Here is a 23,888-nt window from a genome sequence, read left to right as displayed (position 1 = left end):
TCTTTGCAGCGATAAATGTATAAATTATTTTTTGACAATTCCTAAAATTTTATCAAAAAAATCCCGATTTTTCTGATGCAAAAACGTTTTAGCTAATATGGTATAAAATATCTATCTATTTCATTTAATAGTTGACAAAAACCAAAATAAGGGGTGAATTAACATACTTTTTAACCCTTTTAGCGTGGAAATTTAGCATTCATCTATTAACAATAGCCAATCTATCGTTGTTCATTATGAAATGCGGAAATTGTTAAGTATGTTCGCAAATATCAATCAAAGTGTTTAAATAATATATAAAACAGCAGTATGGGGAACTCCGCTACATCTATTAAAGAGCCTTTACCTATGCAACCACAACAGCAGGCCAACTATGGCAAAGCTATGGGGATCATCGGCACTTTATTTTTCATTTTTGGATTTGTGACCTGGTTGAACAGCGTGCTGATCCCTTTTTTGAAGCAGGCCTGTGAAATATCAGACTTCGAGGTGTTTTTCGTCACCTTTGCCTTCTACATTAGTTACCTGGTGATGGCAATTCCGTCATCTGCCATCCTGAAGAAGATCGGTTTTACAAAAGGGATGTCTCTCGGTCTGCTCATCATGGCTGTAGGTTCCCTGATCTTTATTCCTGCTGCTTACGCACGTAGTTTTCCATTATTCCTGTTAGGATTATTTGCACAAGGTACTGGTCTGACGCTGCTGCAGGCGGCTTCTAACCCGTATGTGACGATCCTTGGACCAATTGAAAAAGCGGCACAGCGTATCAGTATTATGGGTATCTGTAACAAGGTAGCGGGTATGATCGGCATTTTCGTACTGGTACAGTTGTTATTCAGTGATGCGACTGAATTGTCTGCAAAGATCAACACCCTGACTGGTGCTGCAAGAGAAGCAGAACTGCAGGCGCTGGCACAGCGTGTGGTTGTACCTTACCTGGTGATGACGGTGGTATTGCTGGCACTTGCTTTCATGGTAAGAAAATCAGAGCTGCCTGAAATCAATACGGAAGAAGAGGATACTGCTGCTGACGAAGCGGGTGTTAAGAAAGGTATTCCTCCGCATTTGCTGCTTGGTGTAGTATGTATCTTTGCTTATGTGGGTGTGGAAGTATTAGCGATCGACTCACTGGCATTGTATGGTGAATATAGCGGCCTGGAAAAGATGGTAGCGACGAACCTGGGTATTTATAGCCTGATTGCGCTGACGATTGGTTACCTCTCCGGTATCGTGCTGATTCCAAAAGTAATTTCTCAAAAAACTGGTCTGATCATTTGTGCATCACTGGCGCTGATCCTCTCCATAGGTGCGTTGGCTACACATGGCTGGACTTCTATTATCTGCATCATTCTGCTTAGCTTATCACATGCACTTATGTGGCCTGGTATCTGGCCGCTGGCAATGAACAAAGCAGGTAAATATACCAAGATCGGTGCGGCTTTCATGGTGATGGCGATTTGTGGTGGTGCGATCCTGCCATTGATCTATGGTGCGATTGCAAAGGGTTCTGACAGGCATATTGCTTATGTGGTAATGCTGCCTTGCTATTTGTATATTTTGTATTATGGTCTGAGTGGTCATAAGGTTGGATTGAAGAAAGCGTAAACAAGAGATTTAATAGACAAACTTGCGTATGCAAGAGTGGTAAAGCCATTATGCAATTACGAAATATATTTTAAAAAGAAAGCCGCTCACTGAGCGGCTTTCTTTTTAAATATTGATCATTCTTTTTAAATATTCATCATCCGGTTTTAATACTGATCATCCAGCGCAAAGATCGGTTTTCGATTGATCCATTGCCCTCTCGTGAAATCAGGTATGTACTGTACACTCCCTCCCTCTGCTACCGATGCTTCGCTCAATGGCGTTATCGCATACATCGTAGCCAGGTCATACACATCCTGTGCATAAGGCGCCCCTCTCTTTATACTTTCTACAAAACTATTAATCACATACCAATCCATTCCTCCATGTCCTGCACCTGCAGAACTCTTGGTATATCTCTTCCACAGCGGGTGATCATATTTACCCATATAGCTGCCTCCATCTTCCGGCTCACCTGCTTTTTCCCACTCATCATAAGGGCTCTTGCCTTCCACATACACACTTGCTTTATCATCCATCCACAAACCATTTGTACCCTGTACACGGAAGTTCAGTGAATAAGGACGAGGTGAATTCGTATCATGAGACAACATGATGGTTTCTCCATTGCTGGTGCGGATCAAAGTAGTAACAATATCACCAAGATTGAATTGCACCTTTGCATTTGGATGGCTCTCGCTGCTATTGTCAACAATATATTTATGCAGACCACGTGATTTGGTAGCTACCGATGTGAGAGAGAGCAGACGATTTCCTCTGTTCACATTGATCATATTCGCTACCGGCCACAGACCATGCGTAGGATAGAGGTCGCCATTACGATGTACGCTGTGATTAGTACGCCAGTGTGCTTCGGAAAGTCCTTTCTCACCAAACTCGACACCACCGCCATAAATCTGCTTCCCATCATTGAACTTTACTTTCCGCAGATCATGTTGGTAGCCTCCCTGCAGGTGAGTCAGTTCTCCAAAGAGACCTTGTCTCACCATGTTCAGCACCGCCATGATATCGCGACGATAGCTTACATTTTCCATGGCGAATACAGGCACGCCTGTTTCTTCGCTCACATTCACGAGTTGCCAACATTCTCCAACATCAGTCGCGCCACATACTTCTACTGCAGGTGTTTTACCCGCTTTCATAGCAGCTACTGCCTGTGGTGTATGCCATTCCCATGGAGTGGCGATGATCACTGCATCGATGTCATCTCTCTTAAGTAAGTTGTGAAAATCTTCAGGTCCGTTTGTGTACTCTGCTACTTTCCTTTTACTGCCGTAGATCTTGTCAATCAGTTTTCTTGCTCCCGGAATTGCCCAGTTAGTGTCAGGATCGGCAATAGCGACTACTTCTACGTCTGTACGGTTTAAGCATAACTCTAAGTGGCCTTGTCCCCTGGCACCAACGCCAATGAGGCCCATTCTGACTTTTTCTTTTTTTACGTTAGCGAATAACCTGGAAGGAGTATCCAGCAAGGTAAGGCCGACTCCGGCGGCCATTGTGTTTTTGAGAAATGTTCTCCGGTGTAAATGCTGCTTTTTCATGTTTCATTTTGGTTTTGCTCTTGCCGATAACATGATTGAATGGTGTATTGTATTGTGTAGCTGGTCGTTAAATGTAATGTAAATGAATTGCAATTGCAATTTTTTTCATTTATGGCGGAACAGTTGAATTCTACTATTTTAACTTTGACTTCCTTTATTTTCTCTACTAATAGTAGAAATCCTCCTCTCAATGGTATTAACTCCGGAAACCATGATATAATACGATGAAAAAATTATTGATTACAGCCGGGCTGTTAACCTGTCTGGCTGCTACAAACGCGCAGAAGATTGCCCCTTACGGCCCTCTGCCTACGAAAGCACAGCTGGAGTGGCAGGACCTCGAAAACTACATGTTTATCAGCTTTGGCCCAAACACCTTTACAGGCAAGGAATGGGGCGATGGCACTGAAGACCCGTCGTATGCGTGAGGTGGTATTTAAAAAGAACCTGGCCCTGCATGCCAAAGTAACAGCTTCCAGCTCCAGAACCCAGGTAAAACCTGCCAGTCTGGTGGATGGCGATGCCGGCACTTACTGGGCAAGTACCGACTCCGCACTGACGCCGGTGATCACGCTGAACTTCAAGAAAGCCTTGACTTTCAACCGTTTATTATTGCAGGAGTACATTGCGCTGGGCCAGCGTGTAAAGAGTTTCAGGGTAGAAGTGCTGGATCACGGTCAATTTAAAGAAATAGCGAACGAAACGACAATTGGTCATAAACGTATATTATTATTACCAGACACGGAGACGAAGGGCCTCCGTATCACCATCACAGCAGCCAAAGCCTGTCCTGTATTGAGTGAGGTCCAATTGTTCAATGCGCCCAAAAGCTGATTTATACCTCTAGCTGCAAATAATTAAATTTAACACAACTACGAACACAGGGAGCTCTTTTTAGGGCTCCTTTTTCATAACCCATTGTAGATCAGCTGAAATATAGATTGAGAAAATATATTTTCTATAAATCTCTGTTTGGCGCGGCTTTTGTTAATCTTGCATTGGAAATTTAACAGTAAGTCGGAAAATTTTTTGACCACATTGAATAAATAATATTATAACTTTGCGGTTGATTAATTAAAGACAGTTTTTAACAATTTAATGCTGAACTGAAGTTGGAAAACTTTGCGGCCCATAACCTTTCTCCTTTTCACCCTTCCCTAATGGGAGGTGAGTACTCCATTGGGTTCAATGTCTTTAGATACCTATCCCGACGACCTCGTATTTGATAGTGTCGCCTAGCCAGCCCGCTATCGCAACCTTAATGCCTCCTCACAAATTCATTAAGGTATTTTCCCCCACTCAAAATGGGTAGTAGATTCAATTTATTTATTGTAACGTTTTCAATTGACAAGATTGGAAAATCCGAATATTATCGTACGGGTAGCCTCCGTTGACGATCAGCATTATGGTAAGACAATTACCGACGAGATGGAAGCTTCCGCCAAGGCCAGAGGGACAGGCATCGCTAAGCGTTCTCCAGAATATGTACAGCATAAAATGGAAGAAGGCAAGGCCGTGATCGCAGTTACTGACAAAGGTGAATGGGTAGGTTTTTGCTATGTAGAAGCCTGGGGCCATGAGAAGTTTGTAGCTAACTCTGGTTTGATTGTAAACCCCGCATTCCGTGGACATGGTGTGGCAAAAGCCATTAAACATAAAGTGTTCGAACTCTCCCGCGAGAAATATCCTGATGCCAAGATCTTTGGTCTGACTACAGGTCTCGCTGTGATGAAGATCAATTCCGAGCTGGGCTATGAGCCGGTAACGTACTCTGAACTGACTGACGACGAAGAGTTCTGGAAAGGATGCCGGAGTTGTGTTAACTTTGACGTGCTGACCAGCAAGAATCGTAAGAACTGCCTGTGTACTGCTATGCTCTACGATCCTGTAGAGAAAGCAAAAGAGGAAGCAGCAAAACGTGCAGCGGCAGCAGAACATTATAATGTAGTGATACAGCCACAGGTGATGGTCGCCGCAAACGGCACTATCCAGCATTCACAGCGCAAGCGTAAGTTCTCTGACAACTTCAAACTGTTCGAACGCTGGCTGCGGTATAAAAGATTCGTACTGCTCAAGAGCGGTAAAGAAAAAGAGGGAGGAAGCGGCGGCGGCGGCGCTGCTGCTGCGAGCAAGAAAAGATTCTTCCTGTTTAATTTTTTATAGATAGACAATATTATTATCAACAATCATTATCACTATAAGTAAATGAAAAAAGTAGTACTGGGATTTAGCGGAGGACTCGATACTTCCTATTGCGTTAAATATCTGACAGAAGAAAAAGGATATGAAGTGCATTCTGTAATCGTGAATACCGGCGGTTTTTCTGAAGAAGAACTGGTGGAAATTGAAAAGCGCGCTTACAATTTAGGTGTGAAGAGCCACAAGACGGTAAATGCAGTACGCTCTTATTATGATAGTGTAATCAAATACCTCATCTTCGGAAATGTACTGAAGAACAACACTTACCCACTGAGCGTAAGTGCTGAGCGTATGAGCCAGGCACTCGCTATCGGCGAATACGTGAGAGAAGTTGGTGCAGATGCTGTAGCACACGGTAGTACCGGTGCCGGTAACGACCAGGTTCGTTTTGATATGATCTTTAATATCATGATCCCAGGGGTTGAAATCATCACCCCGATCCGTGACATGAAACTGAGCCGTGAAGCAGAAATTTCTTACCTGAAAGAAAAAGGTGTGGAAATGAACTTTGAAAAGGCTGCATACTCCATCAACAAAGGGATGTGGGGTACATCCGTAGGTGGTAAAGAGACCCTGACTTCCAACGGTTTCCTGCCTGAAGAAGCATGGCCTACACAACTTACCAAAGAAGGTACTGAGCAGGTGAAACTGAAATTTGTGAAAGGTGAACTGACTGGTGTAAACGACAAGACTTTTGCACATCCTTCCGAAGCCATCCAATACTTACAAACCATAGCAGGCCCATTTGCCATTGGCCGCGATATTCACGTAGGTGATACCATCATCGGTATCAAAGGCCGTGTAGGCTTTGAAGCTGCCGCGCCTGTTATTATTATTAAAGCGCACCATGCACTGGAAAAACACGTGCTTACAAAATGGCAGCTGAGCTGGAAAGACCAACTGGCTGCATTCTACGGCAACTGGATGCATGAAGGTCAGATCATGGACCCTGTAATGCGCGACATCGAAGCGTTCTTACAGCACAGCCAGGAAAATGTGACCGGCGAAGTATTTGTAACGTTACAGCCTTACCGCTTCCAGGTAACTGGTATCGAATCTGCTTACGATCTGATGAGCAGCAAATTCGGTAAATACGGTGAGATGAATAATGGCTGGAGTGGCGAAGATGTAAGAGGTTTCAGCAAGATCTTCGGTAACCAGACTATGATCTGGCATCAGGTAACTGAGAGCGCCAACGGCGGCAAATAATTAAGAATGGCAACTGAGAAAAAAATAAATGCAGGGATCGTAGGCGGCGCAGGTTATGGTGGCGGTGAAATGATCCGTCTTTTACTCAATCATCCCAACGTAAATATATCATTCGTACACAGTCGCAGTAATGCCGGCAATCCTTTGTATGCCGTGCATGCTGACCTGCTGGGCGAAACTGAGCTCACCTTTACAGGTGAACTCAGCAATGATGTGGATGTGATCTTCCTCTGCCTGGGACATGGCGAAGCAAAGAAATTTGTGGAAGACAACGACATCCCTGCACACATCAATATCATCGACCTGAGCCAGGATTTCAGACTCGGTGAAACAGCCAAAGGCCGTGAATTCGTTTATGGTCTCGTAGAGCTGAACAAAGAAAAAATTGCCAGCGCAAAGAACATCGCCAACCCGGGCTGCTTTGCCACAGCTATACAACTTGGCCTATTGCCACTGGCTAAGGCCGGTAAACTGCAGGAAGTACATACTACCGGTATCACTGGGTCTACCGGTGCCGGACAAAGTCTGCAGGCAACTTCCCATTTTACATGGAGAGCCAACAATGTAAGCACATACAAAGTGCTGAGCCATCAGCACCTGAAGGAAATACGACGAAGCTTACAGCTGTTGCAACCTTCTTTCGGAGGTGAGATCAATTTTGTACCTGTAAGAGGTGACTTTCCAAGAGGAATCTGGATCACTTCGTACCTGAACAGCGATCTGTCACTCGAAGAAGCACAGCAGCTGTATAAGGACTATTATGCAGATGCACCGTTCACACACGTGAGTGATAAACAGATTGACCTGAAACAGGTGGTAAACACCAACAAGGTCCTGATCCAGTTAGAGAAAGTGGGCAACAAACTCGTGATCCACTCTATCGAAGACAACCTGGTGAAAGGCGCCTCCGGACAGGCCATTCAGAATATGAACATCATGTACGGACTGGATGAAACTGCAGGACTGAAGCTGAAATCAATCGTATTTTAAATCTTAAGATCCTTCTTAACAATGAATTTATTCGACGTATATCCCATCAATAATATTACTATTGAGAAAGCCTTAGGTTCCAACGTTTGGGACGATCAGGGCAACCAGTACCTTGACATGTATGGCGGTCACGCAGTGATCTCTATCGGTCATACACATCCTCATTATGTAAAGCGGCTCACCGAACAACTGAACAAAGTTGGTTTCTATTCCAACTCTGTAAAGATCCCTATTCAGCAGCAACTGGCTGAAAAACTGGGCCAACTGAGCGGTAAGCCTGACTACCAGCTGTTCCTCGTGAACTCTGGCGCAGAAGCAAATGAGAATGCACTGAAACTGGCCTCTTTCTACAATGGTAAAAAGAAAGTAATTGCTTTCAAAAACAGCTTCCACGGTAGAACCAGCCTGGCTGTTGCGGTGACAGACAATCCCAAGATCGTAGCGCCTGTGAACCAGACTGACAACGTAATTTTCCTGCCATGGGAAGATGAAGCAGCACTGGAAGCAGCTTTCAAAGCCAACGAAATCTCCTCTGTGATCATCGAAGGTATACAGGGTGTAGGTGGTATTAAAGTAGCCAGCACTTCTTTCCTGCAAAAGATCAGAAGTCTGTGCGATCAGTATAATGCAGTATTCATCGCAGACAGCGTACAGTGTGGTTATGGCAGAAGCGGTAAATTCTACTCCCACGACCATGCGGGTGTGAATGCAGATATTTACACCATGGCAAAGGGTATGGGTAATGGTTTCCCAATCGGTGGTATCATCATCGCTCCTCATATCAAACCAGCTTACGGTATGCTGGGTACTACATTTGGTGGTAACCACCTGGCTTGTGCAGCAGCACTGGCCGTACTGGAAACAATGGAGAGTGAAAACCTGATTGCGAATGCAGAGAAAGTAGGTAACTACCTGATCAGCGAACTGCAAAAATTTCCACAGGTAACTGAAGTAAGGGGTAGAGGTCTCATGATCGGTATCGAACTGCCGGAGTCACTGAACCATGTGAGAAAAGAACTGTTATTTAAGCATAAGATCTTTACCGGCGAGGCGAAGCCAAATGTGATCAGGTTGCTGCCTTCACTGGCACTGACCATGGAACATGCCAACGAGTTCCTGACTGCTTTCAGCAAAGAACTGAACTAACTTTTATACTATCATCATTACAGCGCCATACAGAAAAAATGAAACAATTTATTTCAGTAGATGATGTGCCAAGTGTCCCACGGTTAGTGGATATCGCTCTGGACTACAAAAAACAGCCTTTTAAAGATAAGAAACTGGGTGAGAACAAGACCCTGGGTATGATATTCTTAAACCCAAGTCTGCGAACACGATTGAGTACGCAGGTGGCGGCAAAGAACCTTGGGATGGAAGCGGTTGTATTCAACATCGATAAGGAAGGCTGGCAACTGGAAATGAATGATGGTGCGATTATGAATGGCAGCACCTCAGAGCACGTGAAAGAAGCGGCAGCAGTGATGGGGCAATACTTTGACATCATGGCGATCCGTACTTTTCCCGGTCTGAAAGACAAGGAAGCGGATTACACTGAGAAGTATATTAACCAGTTTATCAAATATGCAGGTGTACCTGTAGTGAGCCTGGAAAGTGCGACCCTGCACCCGCTGCAGAGCCTCACCGACGTTATTACCATTGCAGAGCGCTGGCAGCAGCCACGTAAACCAAAGGTAGTATTGACATGGGCGCCGCATGTAAAAGCATTGCCACAGGCAGTACCCAATTCATTTGCACAATGGATGAATGCATGGGGTGAAGTTGATTTCGTGATCACACATCCTGAAGGGTACGAACTGGATCCAAAATTCAGTGGTAATGCGCGGATCGAATACAACCAGGATAAGGCACTGGAAGGTGCTGACTTTGTGTATGTGAAGAACTGGTCTTCTTACAAAGACTATGGTAAGATCACCTGCACAGATCCCAGCTGGATGGTGGACAACGCGAAACTGATAGGTACGAACAATGCGAAGATCATGCACTGCCTGCCAGTAAGACGAAATGTGGTGATTGCAGATGAGGTACTGGATGGTCCGAATTCGATCGTCATACCAGAAGCCGGCAACCGTGTATGGGCTGCGCAGGCTGTGTTAAGTGAGATTTTGAAGAATAAATAATATGAAGGCATCCCGCAAGGGATGCCTCCCAATTTTTAAGTAAAATATGATCGATCTTTTTGTCATTAAAGTCGGCGGTAACGTCATCGACAACCCTGCATTGCTGGATGCTTTTTTACAAAAGTTTTCTAATATTCAGGGTAAGAAAATACTGATACACGGTGGTGGAAAGATAGCGACAAGAATAGGTGATAAACTGGGTATCGAATCAAAATATGTAGATGGCCGCCGTATTACAGATGCGGATACTATTGACGTAGTGACCATGGTATATGGTGGTTTGGTGAACAAACAACTGGTAGCAAAATTACAGGCTAACGGTTGCAACGCCATCGGTATGACAGGTGCAGACGCTAACATTATCCCAGCTGTAAAAAGACCCGTAAAAGAGATCGACTACGGATTTGTAGGAGACATCAATAACGACCAGGTACAGTCAGCACCGCTGAAAGCATTGCTGGAAGCTGACCTGACACCGGTATTCGCCTCCCTGACCCACGATGGCAAAGGGCAGATCCTGAATACAAATGCAGATACCATCGCCAGTGCGCTGGCGATTGCGATGTCGAAAATATATAACGTAAGACTGATTTACTGTTTCGAAAAGAAAGGAGTACTACACGACGCACAGGACGATAATGCCGTCATTAACCTGATCGACCGTCAAATCTATAATGAGCTACTGGCAGACGGCGTGCTGACAGACGGTATTCTTCCTAAGCTGAACAACGCATTTGCTGCGATTGAGAGTGGGGTAAATGAAGTGCTGATCGGCCATGCAGACGATGTGCTGAGCAATACCTCTGACACAGTAGCCGGCACCTTAATACGCTAACACCTATGTGGAACCAACAACTGTATGCAGACGCTGTTGAACTGTTAAAATCACTGATCGCAACTCCTTCCCTGAGCAGGGAAGAGCAGGATACTGCTAAACTGATCGGCGAATTTCTATCAGCGAGGAACATTCCTTTCAACCAGCATCTGAATAACATCTGGGCGCAAAATAAATACTTCGATCCTGCTAAACCAGTGATCGTATTCAATTCCCATCACGATACTGTAAAGCCAAACCCGCAATATACACGTAATCCATTCTCGCCTGATATTGAGGATGGCAAACTGTATGGATTGGGTAGTAATGATGCAGGTGGTTGTCTGGTCAGCCTGATCGCTACCTTTCTGCATTTCTACGATCGGCAGGATCTGAAATACAATATTATTCTCACTGCTACTGCCGAAGAAGAGATCAGTGGTCACAACGGTATCGAGAGCATTCTCGATCAGTTGCCAGCTATTGAATTCGCGATCGTAGGGGAACCTACACAAACCCAACTGGCCATCGCCGAAAAAGGCCTGATGGTACTGGATTGCACAGTGTATGGGAAAGCGGGTCATGCGGCGAGAAATGAGGGCGAAAATGCCCTTTATAAGGCACTGCCGGATATTGAATGGTTCCGTACCTATCAATATCCAAAAGTATCTGAAACACTGGGTCCTGTGAAGATGAGTGTTACCGTGATCAATACATCGAACAAAGCACACAATGTGGTGCCTGCAGATGTATCTTTTGTGGTGGATGTGCGTGTAACAGAACAGTATTCCCTGGAAGAAATTCTGGAGATCATACAGGAAAATGTGAAGTGTGAAATAAAGCCGCGTTCTATCCGTATGCGTCCTTCCGGTATTCCGCTGGACCATCCGTTTGTACAGGCAGGTGTGCGGTTAGGAAAGACCTGTTATGGTTCACCAACCACTTCTGATCAGGCATTAATTCCATCTACTTCTATCAAGATGGGACCTGGCGATTCTGCCAGATCACATACCGCTGATGAGTTCATTTTTGTGGATGAAGTGAGACAGGGAATAGACAGTTATATATCATTGTTGGAAGAGATTATTAAAAACTAATTTGAAATGAAAATCTGGCAAAAAGACAAAGCAGCCCTTGCTGAAGTAGATAAATTCACGGTAGGTAAAGATCGTGAAATGGATGCTTTTCTCGCGCCTTTCGATGTGCTTGGGTCACTGGCACATACGACGATGCTGCAGACGATTGGCCTGCTTACAGCAGACGAATTGGCTGTGCTGCAAAAAGAATTAAAACAGATCTACAAAGAGATACAGGAAGGCAACTTTGTACTGGAAGATGGGGTAGAAGATATCCACTCCCAGGTAGAGCTGCTGCTGACCCGCCGTTTGGGTGAGGTTGGTAAAAAGATCCATAGCGGACGATCCAGGAATGACCAGGTTTTAGTAGACCTGAAATTATTCCTGCGTTCGGAGTTGCAAATATTAGTGAAGGAGGTAAAGGGCCTGTTCGACCTGTTGCAGCAAAAGAGTGAAGAATATAAAGATCGCCTGATGCCGGGGTATACACACCTGCAGATTGCTATGCCATCTTCATTTGGTCTCTGGTTTGGTGCGTATGCAGAAAGTCTGGTGGATGACCTGACGATGCTGCAGGGCGCTTACAAAGTGGTGAACAAAAACCCGTTGGGTTCTGCTGCGGGATATGGTTCTTCCTTTCCGCTGAACCGTACACTCACCACACAGTTGTTAGGTTTTGACGACCTGAATTACAATGTGGTGTATGCACAGATGGGGCGTGGTAAGACAGAGAAGATCGTATCTTTTGCACTGGCAGGGATTGCGGCTTCGCTGGCAAAGATGGCGATGGATGCGACGTTGTTTATGAACCAGAATTTTGGCTTTATCACCTTCCCTGATGAGCTGACGACTGGTAGTAGTATCATGCCGCATAAAAAGAATCCGGATGTGTGGGAACTGATCCGTTCTCATTGCAATAAATTGCAGGCGTTGCCAAATGAGATTGCGATGATGATCACCAATTTACCTCTTGGTTATCACCGTGATCTGCAGTTGCTGAAGGAAAATTTATTTCCTGCATTTGGGGTGCTGAAAGATTGCATTCAGATGACAGGATTGATGTTGTCTAATATTCGCATTAAGGAGAATATTCTGGATGATGCAAAGTATCAGTACCTGTTTAGTGTGGAAGTGGTGAATAAGCTGGTGCTGGAAGGTGTGCCTTTCAGAGAAGCTTACAAGCAGGTAGGGTTGGATATAGAGAAGGGGAATTTTGCACCTGAAAAAGCAGTGCAACATACCCATGAAGGAAGTATTGGGAACCCGGGGACTGCGGAAATAAATAAAATGATGGAAGATGTGTTGAAAGGGTTTAACTTTGTCAAAGTAGATGCAGCGATTGCGGCATTGACTAAGTAGACTTACTAACCTATTTTATTAAAGGGGGTGGAATTATTCCACTCCCTTTTTCATTGAAAATGGGTTTCATCTTCGTTGGTGAATTCCATTTTTCATGAATGTTTTCTTTGAAAATGGTTTTCATTCCCCGTTGGAGAATTTCCTCTTTCATGCATGTTTTTATCTCATAATACTTTTTATCTCTTCTACCAGTCTATCAATCTTCTTCGTACCATCCGTACGGGTAAATCGTGATCCTGTCACTTTCGACAGTCCATCTTGTTTTAATCAGTTCCTTAATTGACATACAGATTAACATTTAGGGCTCCCGACGAAAAAAAAATAAGAGGCCGTATCATAAGATACAGCCTCCCTTAATTCTGGTACCTAATGGAGATAGGTAACCATTTTAGTAATGCTGAAGAGGGTTCTTTATTTTTGAAACAACTTCTTTCAATATGTGCCCCTTATAAATTAGAATCCGATATTGACCCCGGCAAAGAAATTCGTTCCGGCCATTGGGTAATACCCGTTGGAAGAGTATAACTGTCCGCCTTCTCTGTACATATAAGTATAACCATTAGGACTATACATAGCGTTCCAGATATTATTCAGCATGAACTGTACTCCCAGTTCTTTAAAGAGCTTTTGTGGTACGATATAATTGATACGCAGATCATTCGTATAATAACCATCCAGGCTGCGTTCTTTCCCGCCGGTGTTATCCAGGTACTGACGGCTTACATACTTACCTATCAAGGCTATTTCAAGGTTCTTTATTGGTTTTGCAGTCAATGTATAACCACCTACAAAAGCAGGAGAGAAAGCAATATTACTGCTGCTGGATACTACAGTATCCTGACCACCTGTATCGTAGTTATCGATATAGCTCACAAAGTTTTTCACTTTATTCTGACTGAGTGCGGCATTCAAACCAATGCTGAAATATCTGCCCAGTCGCTGTGTGCCCTGTAATTCAATACCGGCGCGGTAGCTCTTAGGTATGTTAGTGCGGGTATAAGCACCTACTTCATTCAGTTTACCGGTTTGTACCAGTTGATTTTTGTAGTTCATGTAGTACACGTTCGCCTGCAATACCAGGTCATGTGTATGCAGGGTGTAACCTGCTTCTACATCACGCAGACTTTCAGCTTTGGGTGTTTGTAGTTTCGCAGCTTCAAAGTCATCGCGGTTAGGTTCTTTATTTCCAATAGCGAAGGAAGCATATACATCCTGTTGCTCATTGAGAGAATAGGTGATACCTGCTTTTGGATTGAAGAAGTTGTATTTGTTATGCTGAATGAGTGTAGGATTATCTTCAAAACCATCAATGTTGTATTTCACATCGCGGTATTGCAGATCTGCAAATACACGGAGGGCTTTGGTTACTTTGTATTCACCTTTCCAGTAGATGTTTGCATCCCGCTTCATCGCATCCAGGTTATAGTATTTATAATTCTTGTCGATGGCGTATTGTGCCCAGATAATTTGTCCGTTGTGATTGCCTTCGTAACGGTTCCAGCCACCACCTACACTCCAGCTGAATTTAGTGCCCTGGTAATTGACAGAGAAGATGCTACCATAGAAATCATTGTCCAGCCATAGCTGGCGGATGAGGTCTGTGCTGGTCACTTCCGCATCATTGATAACAGGGTTGGTAAGGCCATAAGCACTGTAAGCCTGTGCTTCTTTGTACTGCTCGTAATACCCTTTGCCTTTGGTATAGTGAGCCGCAACGGTGAAGTTCAGTTTATCGCTGAGGGCCTGGTTGAGGAACAACTGGTAGTTGTCCATCTGGTAATTGTCTGTTTCGTTATTATAATAAGAGCCATCCGATTTTTGTCCGGCAGAGTTATAGGTACGGTGGGTAGCCAGGGAATCCTGTGGTACGCCGTTCCATGCCTGGTAAGTCTTTTCAGTGCCAGAGGAAATGTTGAGGCGGATGGCGGTGTTTTTGGAAATATATGCGGCAGAAGTATAAAAAGCTTTGAGATTGGAGCTGGCACGATCAATATAACCATCGGAGGTGACTCTTGACAGGCGGGCATCTACAGTGAAGTGGCCGTTAATAAGCCCGGTACCTGCTTTTACTGTATTCTTCCATGAATTGAAAGAGCCGAAGCTGTTATAGATTTCGCCATAAGCTTTCTCCCGGTAATCGTTGGTGCTGATATTGAGAGAGGCGCCGAAAGCCCCGGCACCGTTGGTAGAGGTCCCTACACCCCGTTGCAGCTGAATACTGCTTACGCTGGAAGCGAGGTCTGGAATATCTACAAAATAAGTGCCCTGTGATTCCGCATCATTGACAGGGATACCGTTGTTCGTAACATTGATACGGGTGATGTCTGTACCTCTTACGCGCATGCTGGTGTAACCAATGCCAGTACCTGCATCGGAGTTGGTCACTACACCTGGCATTTGATTGAGCAGGATGGGGAGATCTTGTCCCAGGTTTTGCTTTTTGATCTCTTCGGCGGTGATAGTAGATTGAGTAAATGGCGCATGCTGGCCTACGCGGAGGCTGGTGATTTCAACAGGCTGTACGAAGAGGCCGGTTTCTTCCAGTTGCAGATCGGCATTGGTACTAGTTCCGTTTGTATGCACAGCAGTGGTGAGGGGTTGAAAGCCCAGGTAAGTTGCTTTGATAGTAAAGGTGCCCTGTGAAGGGAGTAAAATGCGGTAAACCCCATTGGCATTGGAATGGGCGCCGGTATTATCGGCAGAAAGGATGCTGACAGACACGCCTTCAAGGGGGTGGCCGGTTTTTTTGTCAGTGATTATACCGGTGAGCACGGTTTGTGCATGTACCGAGACTGCGCTGAAAACCAGCCATAGCAGTAAGAATTGTCTCATGGACTCAACAGTTTAAAAAGCTACGGTATGAGGGTAGCATTAAGTTATCTGCTACGCATGTGCGTGCAGCTTGCCATATGTGGGTAAGGAAGAATTGGTTCACTTACCTTTCCTAATCAGCATTACCTGATCAGGTTCAACGGGTCTGATCTCAGCCTGATAGTAAGGCACCCCGAGGTGAAGCCGGCTGGTGGTTTTGAAAAAATGTACGATAGTACATACCGGATTCCGAAACAAAGGTATAGAGAAAAATTTTTTAAATGGAAGAAAATTGTTAAATTAGAATTGCATATATATTATCCCCCCTGGAAAGTTTTCACACGTTTTATTTTTTTAATGTTAACCATCAATTTGTAATTGCATGATCAGACTTTCGGTCATTGGCCATCTGGGGCATGATGCTTTGAAAAAAGTCATCAACGGGAAATCAGTGCTGTCATTCAGTGTAGCACAAAATGAACAGTTTAAAGATTTAATGGGAGTAGTACAGGAGCGTACTACATGGATTAATTGTTCTGTCTGGGGGCGGGATAATCTGGGACCGTATTTAAAGAAGGGAACGCTGGTGTATGTGGAAGGCAGGCCTGTGTTCAAAGGGTATGCGGGTAAGCAGGGCGAGGTGCTGGCAGGTGTGAACATGAGAGTAGCGGAACTGGCGTTGCTGCCGGGAGCGAGGGGGGTATTGGGAACTGGAAGTGCAGGGGTAGAGGAGGAGCGAAGTGAGGAAGAATTAGAAAGGGAGAATGAAGAAGATGATGATGATGAAGGTGTAAGAAATGATTTGCCATTTTAATGAATTTCCTTTTTAAAAGGGATAGTTTTCGTCTATAGGTCTGTTCTTTATCCCTGGTGTGATGTCGGCAGTTCATTGATATTGTCAATTTCCTGAATCTTAAAAACTCACTTTTGCCGTTAGCAGAAGTGAGTTTTTTGATTCATGTAAATGAAGAAAAAGAAATATTCAATTATTTTTTGTTCAAAAGTACTGCCTTGAAAGCCTTGACAGTAGTATATCTTATAGCTTGAGTCTATGGCCGGGTTAAAATGATAGCAGGATTTCTTTTAAAAAATATTTGGCAGGGATTAATCTTTGTCTATCTTTGCACTCTCATTGCGAGGTAGAGCAGAGGTAGCTCGTCGGGCTCATAACCCGAAGGTCAGAGGTTCGAATCCCCTCCTCGCTACAAACGAAGTCCCGGCTAGGTCGGGATTTTTTTATTTCAGGAAGTTTAGGAAAAAAATTACATGCATAAAGCAGGGTTTGTAAATATCTTCGGAAAAGCGAATGCAGGGAAAAGTACCCTCATGAACGCACTCATTGGCGAAAAGCTCGCTATTGTATCCCCGAAGGTTCAAACTACCAGACATCGTATAACTGGTATTGTGACTACTGATGAATACCAGATTGTATTCTCCGATACCCCGGGTATTATAGACCCGCGTTACCGGTTACACGAAAAGATGATGGGCGCAGTGAAGTCAGCACTTGAAGATGCAGACGTCGCTTTGCTGATGATGGATGTGAAAGACAATGTGGCTGAAAACCTCGAACTCTTCGATTCGCTGAAACTGAAAGCAAAATGTCTGCTTGTGATCAACAAGATGGACGTGATGGAAAAGGAAAAGCTGGAAGAGATCGTGAAGCAATGTGAAGACTGGGGCAAAGCAACTGTCATCACCATCTCTGCCTTGCAGAAAAAAGGTGTGGATGCGCTGCTGAAACAGATTGTCAGCATGCTTCCGGAAAGTGATCCTTTCTATCCTGAAGATACATTAACAGATAAATCTACCCGCTTTTTCGTAGCTGAAATAATCAGGGAAAAGATCTTTCATCTGTATGAAGAAGAGATCCCTTATCACACAGCAGTAGTGGTGACACAGTACCAGGAAAAAACAACACTGACGAAAATCTCTGCGGAGATTATTGTGACGAGAGATACACAGAAAGGAATTATCCTGGGCGATAAAGGAACGGGCATCCGCAGACTGGGTACCATGGCGCGTGAAGACATTGAAAAGTTTATTGGTCAGAAAGTGTTCCTTGAATTGTTTGTGAAAGTGAGAGGTAAGTGGAGAGACAATGATCTTTATCTGAAAGAATACGGTTATTAATTCTGAATAGAGACGGCTCTCTAACAGAACATATAGGTTTTAAGTTTAGTAATTTTTAAAATATTATGGCTGGATTTACAGTAGCAATTGTCGGTCGTCCTAATGTGGGTAAGTCTACCCTGTTCAACCGTTTGCTGGAACAGCGCAAAGCCATTGTGGATGACGTCTCTGGCGTAACGAGAGATAGACAGTATGGAGTGGCAGACTGGAATGGCAGATCTTTTAACGTAATTGATACCGGTGGTTTTGTACACGGTAGTGATGATGTATTTGAACGTGAGATCCGCAAGCAGGTAGTGATTGCCATGGAAGAAGCAAACGTGCTCCTTTTCATGTGTGATGCTGCTACAGGCATTACCGATCTTGATGATAATATGGCGGAACTATTGCGCCGCTCTTCCAAACCTGTTCTCCTGGTGGTGAACAAAGTAGATAACAACAATCGTATGTTGGAAGCTGCTGAGTTTTACAGTCTGGGCTTCGAAAAGGTATTCTTTATGTCTTCTATGAGCGGTAGTGGTAGCGGTGAGTTACTCGATGCAGTAGTAGAACTGATGCCTGAAGAAGAGGTGAGAGATGAAGATGCAGAAGCAAAGGAAATCCCAAAGATTGCCATCATCGGTCAGCCGAATGTAGGTAAGTCTTCCCTGCTGAATGCATTGATTGGTGAAGAGCGTAATATCGTTTCCGATATTCCGGGGACAACCAGAGATACGATTCACACGCATTACAAAATGTTCCAGAAAGATTTTGTACTGATCGATACAGCGGGTTTACGCCGTAAGTCGAAGGTACATGAAGACCTGGAATTCTATTCAGTGATCCGTGCGATCAAAGCAATGGATGAAGCGGATGTATGTCTGTTATTACTGGATGCGGTAATGGGTATCACTGCGCAGGATCTGAACATCTTTAGCCTGGCTGCCCGTAAGGGGAAAGCGATTGTGATCCTGGTGAATAAGTGGGATCTGATTGATGATAAAAAGACCAATACTGCCCGTGATTACGAAAAGCAGCTGAAAGAAAGACTGGCGCCATTCAACGATGTGCCTATCATCTTTACTTCAGTAGCAGAGAAGCAACGTATATTCAAAGCAATCGAAGAGGCACTGCGTGTGTACGAAAACCGTCAGCGTAAAGTACAGACTTCCAAGCTGAACGATGTGATGCTGAAGGCGATAGAGGCATTCCATCCACCTGTAGTAAGGGGTGTACCTATTAAAATTAAATATGTGACCCAGTTACCTACGTATACGCCTGCATTTGCATTTTTCTGCAACCTGCCGGAGGATGTGAAACTGCCGTATCGTAACTACCTTGAAAATCAATTGCGTACAAACTTTGATTTCCAGGGGGTACCGCTTAAATTGTTCTTCCGGAAGAAATAACGATCGTTTTTTAATAAAATTAGGGCAAAAGTGTTTTATAATTAAAAATAACTATATACCTTTGCCCATCTTAAAATTATCAAAGCATGAAAAAATTATTCTTTTTAGCAGCTGCTGCTGGTATGTTCTTCGTAGCTTGTAACGGTGGTTCTACTCCTGCTACAGATTCTACTGCTACAGCTCCAGTTGTTGATTCAGTTGCTACAGCTCCAGCTGCAGATTCAGTTGCTACTCCAGCTGTTGATTCAGTTGCTGCTCCAGCTGCAGATTCAGTTGCTAAGTAAGACTAACGTTTTACAAGAAATTTGCCTTCCTGCATGCAGGAAGGCTTTTTTGTTTTTAGGATATTCATGTTGTATTAAAAAAAATCCGCCGTTGATAAATGATGCTTACGACATCAGTTATCAACGGCGGAAAAAGATGGCCTGCGGCCGGCTTTAAAATCGATAATTAATCGTTTTTCTCTTTATTCAGCACTTCTATTGCTTTCTTCATCATGCCATCATTCTGATTCAGCGACTCCCAATATCCTTCATAACTCCAAATCTGTCTCGCTAATATTGCTTTCAACCTGTTTTGTATTTCAATTTCATCATGCGGTTTCAATCCACTCAAACCTTTTATACTATCACGTTCTGCATAACTCTTGAATGCACTCATTATGCTGGCCGGTACCTGGTACTGGTTTACAAACTGTGATGCATCTTTATATTGTTTGAACTCATCTTTGTGACCAATGTAATATTGATATACAAAATTACTGAAGGCACTACGGGAATACATACTTGAAATCACCGGTGAGAAACGGCTGGTATCAAATGGTATGAAGAGGTCCGGTGTAATACCACCACCGCCATATACCACTCTTCCATTTGCCGTCTTGTATTTTACGGTATCCAGTACTTTGATGCTATCCTGGTTTACAAATTCACCATGATTGAAACGGTTTAGGATATCTTCATCATATGCCTCGCGACCATTGGCGTACGACTTCTGAATACTTCTGCCAGAAGGGGTGTAGTAGCGGGCTACAGTAAGACGCAGTGCACCACCGTTGCTCAGATCGAACTGTTCCTGTACCAGGCCTTTACCAAATGTACGACGGCCGATGATGGTACCGCGATCCCAATCCTGTACAGCACCTGCCAGTATTTCGCTGGCACTTGCAGAACCTTCGTCCGTCAGGATAGCGAGTGCACCATGTTCAAACAAACCAGGTTTCTCACATTTATAATCTGTACGGGGATAGCTCTTACCTTTTGTATAAAGGATCAGTTTATTATCATCCAGCAGTTCGTCTGCAATACGGGTAGCTGCATCGAGGTAGCCACCTGGATTCTGACGCAGGTCGATCACCAGCTTCGTCATCTTTTGCTTTTGCAGGTTGCGCAGTGCAGCCATGAATTCATCGAAAGTAGTGCCGCTGAACTTACTTATTTTAATATACCCGATCTCAGGAGTGGCCATATAACTGGCATCCACGCTATACAGTGGAATGATGCCCCTGGTGATCTGGATAGGACGCAGCTCATGGTTACGCATCATGGTCACCATTACTTTGGAACCTTTCGGGCCCCGCAGTAGCTGACGGATCTTGTCGCTGGTAATATTATTACCCGCTACCAGGCTGTCATTTACCTTGATGATCTTATCGCCGGTCTGTACACCAGCCGTCTCTGAAGGACCACCGGCGATGACGGAGATAACATTAACAGTGTCTCCGGTAATGTTGAATTCCACACCGATGCCCTGGAAGTTGCCATCCAGATCTTCATTCACCTCTTCCACACTGGAAGGGGGGATATAGATAGAGTGGGGGTCAAGGTGGGTGAGGAGGCCTTCGATAGCTTCCTGTTGCAGATCGCCCAGTTGCAGGGTATCAACATATTTCACTTTGAGAAGGTCCATGACTTCCTGTAAAGGTCCCTTGTCTACCCGGCTAAAGAGGAGCGTTTGCGCTCCGGTGTTAGACCCCGGCATTTTATGGCCCAGATACATTCCCAATGCCAGTACTACGGCTAAAAGTAATGGTAAAAAAACATTCAATTTCCTGTTCGACATAACTTCGATATTAAGATTGCGGCAATGTCCGCTGCGCTGTGGCCATTTTTAGGTAATTTTTACAGCAGTAGTATATATAATCCTGTTTTGTTTAACTTGTGGGGCAAAAATAGTATAATAACATATAATCATCACCTAAACCTCAAACCTTAACGGGCGTGTCATGAAAATAAAGCTAATCGCAGATAGTGGGTCCACCAAGGCGGATTGGTGTTTAACGGGGGGCAATGAGACAGGACATTTTGCTACACAGGGCATCAGCCCTTATTTTTTAAGCGCTCAGCAGATCAGGGAAATCCTTGAAAAGGAGCTGTTACCACAGTTACCAGCAGATGTAGAGATTGCAGAAATCTTTTATTATGGAACCGGCTGTTTACAGCCAAAGAGTGTACAGATCGTACAAACAGCCCTACAATCTGTATGGCCACATGCTGCTGTTGATGTAAAACATGACCTGATGGGGGCTGCAAGGGCATTGTGTGGCAGAGAACCCGGTATAGCCAGTATTTTGGGTACAGGTTCCAATTCTGGTTTTTATGATGGCACAACCATTGTAAAGAATAATCCAGGACTGGGTTATGTACTGGGCGATGAAGGCAGTGGTGCCGTACTGGGCAAAAAGTTGTTGCAGATGTACCTCTACAACTCATTTGACGAGGAACTGAAGAGTCGCTTTGACTACATGTATAATACGACGAACGATGAAATCCTGGAAAATGTATACCGTAAACCATTGCCTAACCGTTACCTGGCTGGTTTTGCGCGTTTTTTGGGAGAGAACAGAGGGCACTATATCATAGAGAACATCCTCGAGGATGGGCTAAACGAGTTTTTTTTCAATCACATCTATAAATACAGCGAGAGCTGGACACATCCGCTGCACTTCACTGGTAGCATAGCCTGGAACTTCAGGGATATTCTGCAGGAGTTGTGCGAGCTGTATGAGCTGCAGCTGGGAAGGATATTACGGAGCCCTATGGAAGGGTTGCTGGAGTATCATCAAATTTAAAATCTATCAATCGAAAATGTCTTTTCAGAGAACCACTGAACAACCTTCACACTATAGACATCTGGAGAAGATGAGTGTGCAGGATATCCTGAGTAATATAAACCAAGAGGATAAAACTGTACCCCAGGCTGTTGAAAAAGCGCTTCCTCAGATAGAGAACCTGGTGACGGTGATTGCCGATAAGATGCTGGCTGGTGGCCGGTTATTTTATATGGGCGCCGGTACCAGCGGCAGACTGGGTATTGTAGATGCGAGTGAGTGCCCACCTACATTTGGAGTGCCATTTGGGTTGGTGATCGGGTTGATTGCAGGGGGAGATGCGGCCATACGCAAGGCAGTGGAGTTTGCAGAGGATGATACGCAGCAGGGATGGAAAGATCTTTTAGCACATAATATTTCCGAAAAAGATGTGGTGGTAGGGATTGCGGCGAGCGGCACCACCCCTTATGTAATAGGTGCATTGAATCAATGCCGGGAGGCGGGAATAGTGACAGGGAGTATTTGTTGTAATGCTGGTGCACCCTTATCAGCAGCGGCAGATTACCCGATCGAGGTGGTGGTAGGGCCTGAATTTGTGACAGGGAGCACCCGTATGAAGAGTGGAACGGCGCAAAAGCTGGTGTTGAATATGATTTCGACGGCGGTGATGATACAACTGGGACGTGTAGAGGATAATAAGATGGTAAATATGCAGCTGACGAATGATAAACTGGTGGATAGAGGGGTGAGAATGCTGATGGGACAGTTGAACCTCAGTGATTATGAGCAGGCGAAGGCGTTATTGTTGAAAGCTGGCAGTGTGAAAAAAGCAATGGAGGACTACCGTTAATAATTGCAGTTTTTTCCTGAAATTTGTGAAAACACTAATTTCAGGAAAATAGCCCATGCACGAGATAGAACCATTTTACAACTGGCGACATTTATATAGTGCCGAGGAGGATGAAAGCTCTCCTTTCTATGGAAGAGAGTACAGTGAATTCACCTTTTCGAACACAGTATATAATTATTATGTTCACCCTCAGTGGGATGAATTCGGTTCCAGGAACCTGTATATGAAAGTCCTATATGCTGATTATCAGTTCAATTACGTCATAATAGAGCTATTGGGAGAGTGGAATGACGCCATTGAAAATGATATAATGACCCTGAAAAGGGACATTATAGATGTGATGATTGCCACAGGAATCAGAAAATTTCTATTAATTACTGAGAATGTAATGAACTTTCACTCCTCTGATGATTGTTATTATGAAGAGTGGTGGGATGATATAAAAGACGACGGTGGGTGGATAGTGGCGATGAATATGCCGGTACAGACCCGGCAGGAGTTTGAGAAAGCACATCTGGACAACTATGTACATCTGCTGGATGTTGAGAAATGGCGGCCTTATCAGCCCCAGCATATTTTCAATGAGATCGATAACCTGATGATGCGCAGGTTGGAATAGTCATCGTATCAGGGTAATTCAAAAATTCCACGTGACCTTGTGTCGGGTGAGAAAACTCTTTTCCCTACCTCATTGGATATGAGCACCAATGAGGTTTTGATCCACGC

21 protein-coding genes, 1 tRNA gene and 1 riboswitch are annotated in these 23,888 nt (G+C 44.3%); of the genes, 19 read left to right on the top strand and 3 right to left on the bottom strand.

The features are described 5' to 3' along the window. Nucleotides 1-309 precede the first annotated feature (309 nt). Nucleotides 310-1,605: a sugar MFS transporter gene (locus QQL36_RS34140; RefSeq protein ID WP_143708726.1), complete on the top strand. Its 1,296-nt coding sequence runs from the start codon at nucleotides 310-312 to the stop codon at nucleotides 1,603-1,605. Between the two features lie 146 nt (nucleotides 1,606-1,751). Here QQL36_RS34140 and QQL36_RS34135 read toward each other — a convergent pair whose 3' ends face one another. Next, nucleotides 1,752-3,146 carry a Gfo/Idh/MocA family protein gene (locus QQL36_RS34135; protein ID WP_083721542.1) on the bottom strand — a complete coding sequence of 465 codons (1,395 nt, stop codon included), beginning with the start codon at nucleotides 3,144-3,146 and terminating at the stop codon, nucleotides 1,752-1,754. A 224-nt stretch (nucleotides 3,147-3,370) separates the two neighbouring features. On the opposite strand from QQL36_RS34135, the gene QQL36_RS34130 reads away from it, so the two are divergent. The 10 genes from QQL36_RS34130 to argH all read left to right on the top strand — a co-directional run bounded on the left by QQL36_RS34130 (nucleotide 3,371) and on the right by argH (nucleotide 12,931). Beyond that, nucleotides 3,371-3,574: a hypothetical protein gene (locus QQL36_RS34130; RefSeq protein WP_321568323.1), complete on the top strand. Its 204-nt coding sequence runs from the start codon at nucleotides 3,371-3,373 to the stop codon at nucleotides 3,572-3,574. Next, nucleotides 3,546-3,980 (top strand): discoidin domain-containing protein, encoded by a 435-nt coding sequence (locus tag QQL36_RS34125; RefSeq protein ID WP_321568322.1) that lies wholly within the window; start codon nucleotides 3,546-3,548, stop codon nucleotides 3,978-3,980. Before QQL36_RS34130 ends, QQL36_RS34125 begins: the two co-directional genes overlap by 29 nt. A gap of 510 nt (nucleotides 3,981-4,490) precedes the next feature. Next, nucleotides 4,491-5,309, top strand: a complete 819-nt coding sequence (locus QQL36_RS34120) for a GNAT family N-acetyltransferase (protein WP_321568321.1) — start codon at nucleotides 4,491-4,493, stop codon at nucleotides 5,307-5,309. Between the two features lie 42 nt (nucleotides 5,310-5,351). Next, entirely contained in the window at nucleotides 5,352-6,554 is a 1,203-nt protein-coding gene (locus QQL36_RS34115; RefSeq protein ID WP_083721537.1) for an argininosuccinate synthase, read from the top strand. Nucleotides 6,555-6,560: 6 nt separating this feature from the next. Continuing rightward, nucleotides 6,561-7,544 (top strand): N-acetyl-gamma-glutamyl-phosphate reductase, encoded by a 984-nt coding sequence (gene argC / locus QQL36_RS34110; protein ID WP_083721536.1) that lies wholly within the window; start codon nucleotides 6,561-6,563, stop codon nucleotides 7,542-7,544. 21 nt (nucleotides 7,545-7,565) lie between these two features. Next, the gene (locus QQL36_RS34105; protein WP_083721535.1) at nucleotides 7,566-8,690 is read left to right on the top strand and encodes an aspartate aminotransferase family protein; all 1,125 of its coding nucleotides are present in this window, start codon (nucleotides 7,566-7,568) and stop codon (nucleotides 8,688-8,690) included. Nucleotides 8,691-8,728: 38 nt separating this feature from the next. Further along, on the top strand, nucleotides 8,729-9,682 hold the full coding sequence (locus QQL36_RS34100) for an N-acetylornithine carbamoyltransferase (protein ID WP_083721534.1): 954 nt from the start codon (nucleotides 8,729-8,731) through the stop codon (nucleotides 9,680-9,682). Nucleotides 9,683-9,728: 46 nt separating this feature from the next. After that, nucleotides 9,729-10,517 (top strand): acetylglutamate kinase, encoded by a 789-nt coding sequence (argB, locus tag QQL36_RS34095; RefSeq protein ID WP_083721533.1) that lies wholly within the window; start codon nucleotides 9,729-9,731, stop codon nucleotides 10,515-10,517. Between the two features lie 5 nt (nucleotides 10,518-10,522). Further along, nucleotides 10,523-11,593 carry a M20 family metallo-hydrolase gene (locus QQL36_RS34090; RefSeq protein ID WP_083721532.1) on the top strand — a complete coding sequence of 357 codons (1,071 nt, stop codon included), beginning with the start codon at nucleotides 10,523-10,525 and terminating at the stop codon, nucleotides 11,591-11,593. Nucleotides 11,594-11,599: 6 nt separating this feature from the next. Next, complete coding sequence (gene argH, locus QQL36_RS34085; protein ID WP_083721531.1) at nucleotides 11,600-12,931, top strand: argininosuccinate lyase; 1,332 nt, start codon at nucleotides 11,600-11,602, stop codon at nucleotides 12,929-12,931. Between the two features lie 453 nt (nucleotides 12,932-13,384). Here argH and QQL36_RS34080 read toward each other — a convergent pair whose 3' ends face one another. Continuing rightward, on the bottom strand, nucleotides 13,385-15,763 hold the full coding sequence (locus tag QQL36_RS34080) for a TonB-dependent receptor (protein WP_321568320.1): 2,379 nt from the start codon (nucleotides 15,761-15,763) through the stop codon (nucleotides 13,385-13,387). Between the two features lie 92 nt (nucleotides 15,764-15,855). Beyond that, nucleotides 15,856-15,948: riboswitch (TPP riboswitch) on the bottom strand. 176 nt (nucleotides 15,949-16,124) lie between these two features. Here QQL36_RS34080 and QQL36_RS34075 point away from each other — a divergent pair. The 5 genes from QQL36_RS34075 to QQL36_RS34055 all read left to right on the top strand — a co-directional run bounded on the left by QQL36_RS34075 (nucleotide 16,125) and on the right by QQL36_RS34055 (nucleotide 19,547). Next, nucleotides 16,125-16,556 (top strand): single-stranded DNA-binding protein, encoded by a 432-nt coding sequence (locus QQL36_RS34075; protein ID WP_321568319.1) that lies wholly within the window; start codon nucleotides 16,125-16,127, stop codon nucleotides 16,554-16,556. Between the two features lie 319 nt (nucleotides 16,557-16,875). Continuing rightward, nucleotides 16,876-16,947, top strand: a tRNA-Met gene (locus QQL36_RS34070). 61 nt (nucleotides 16,948-17,008) lie between these two features. Next, on the top strand, nucleotides 17,009-17,875 hold the full coding sequence (era, locus tag QQL36_RS34065) for a GTPase Era (protein ID WP_083721528.1): 867 nt from the start codon (nucleotides 17,009-17,011) through the stop codon (nucleotides 17,873-17,875). 65 nt (nucleotides 17,876-17,940) lie between these two features. Next, nucleotides 17,941-19,263: a ribosome biogenesis GTPase Der gene (gene der, locus QQL36_RS34060; RefSeq protein WP_083721527.1), complete on the top strand. Its 1,323-nt coding sequence runs from the start codon at nucleotides 17,941-17,943 to the stop codon at nucleotides 19,261-19,263. Nucleotides 19,264-19,349: 86 nt separating this feature from the next. After that, nucleotides 19,350-19,547 carry a hypothetical protein gene (locus QQL36_RS34055; protein WP_321568318.1) on the top strand — a complete coding sequence of 66 codons (198 nt, stop codon included), beginning with the start codon at nucleotides 19,350-19,352 and terminating at the stop codon, nucleotides 19,545-19,547. A gap of 166 nt (nucleotides 19,548-19,713) precedes the next feature. Here the strand turns inward: QQL36_RS34055 and QQL36_RS34050 are convergent, their stop codons facing one another. Continuing rightward, complete coding sequence (locus QQL36_RS34050) at nucleotides 19,714-21,324, bottom strand: S41 family peptidase (protein WP_321568317.1); 1,611 nt, start codon at nucleotides 21,322-21,324, stop codon at nucleotides 19,714-19,716. Nucleotides 21,325-21,487: 163 nt separating this feature from the next. Between QQL36_RS34050 and QQL36_RS34045 the strand changes: the two genes are divergently transcribed. The 3 genes from QQL36_RS34045 to QQL36_RS34035 are packed head-to-tail and all read left to right on the top strand — an operon-like array spanning nucleotide 21,488 to nucleotide 23,781. After that, nucleotides 21,488-22,333 (top strand): N-acetylglucosamine kinase, encoded by an 846-nt coding sequence (locus tag QQL36_RS34045; RefSeq protein WP_083721524.1) that lies wholly within the window; start codon nucleotides 21,488-21,490, stop codon nucleotides 22,331-22,333. Between the two features lie 16 nt (nucleotides 22,334-22,349). Further along, a complete protein-coding gene (gene murQ / locus QQL36_RS34040; RefSeq protein WP_321568316.1) occupies nucleotides 22,350-23,162 on the top strand; it encodes an N-acetylmuramic acid 6-phosphate etherase in 813 nt (270 codons plus the stop codon). A 55-nt stretch (nucleotides 23,163-23,217) separates the two neighbouring features. Beyond that, nucleotides 23,218-23,781: a hypothetical protein gene (locus tag QQL36_RS34035; RefSeq protein WP_321568315.1), complete on the top strand. Its 564-nt coding sequence runs from the start codon at nucleotides 23,218-23,220 to the stop codon at nucleotides 23,779-23,781. The last annotated feature ends 107 nt before the right edge of the window (nucleotides 23,782-23,888 follow it).

Origin of the sequence: Chitinophaga sp. LS1 (assembly GCF_034274695.1) — a bacterium.
Lineage (GTDB): Bacteria > Bacteroidota > Bacteroidia > Chitinophagales > Chitinophagaceae > Chitinophaga.
This window is presented reverse-complemented; position numbering and strand designations above follow the sequence as displayed.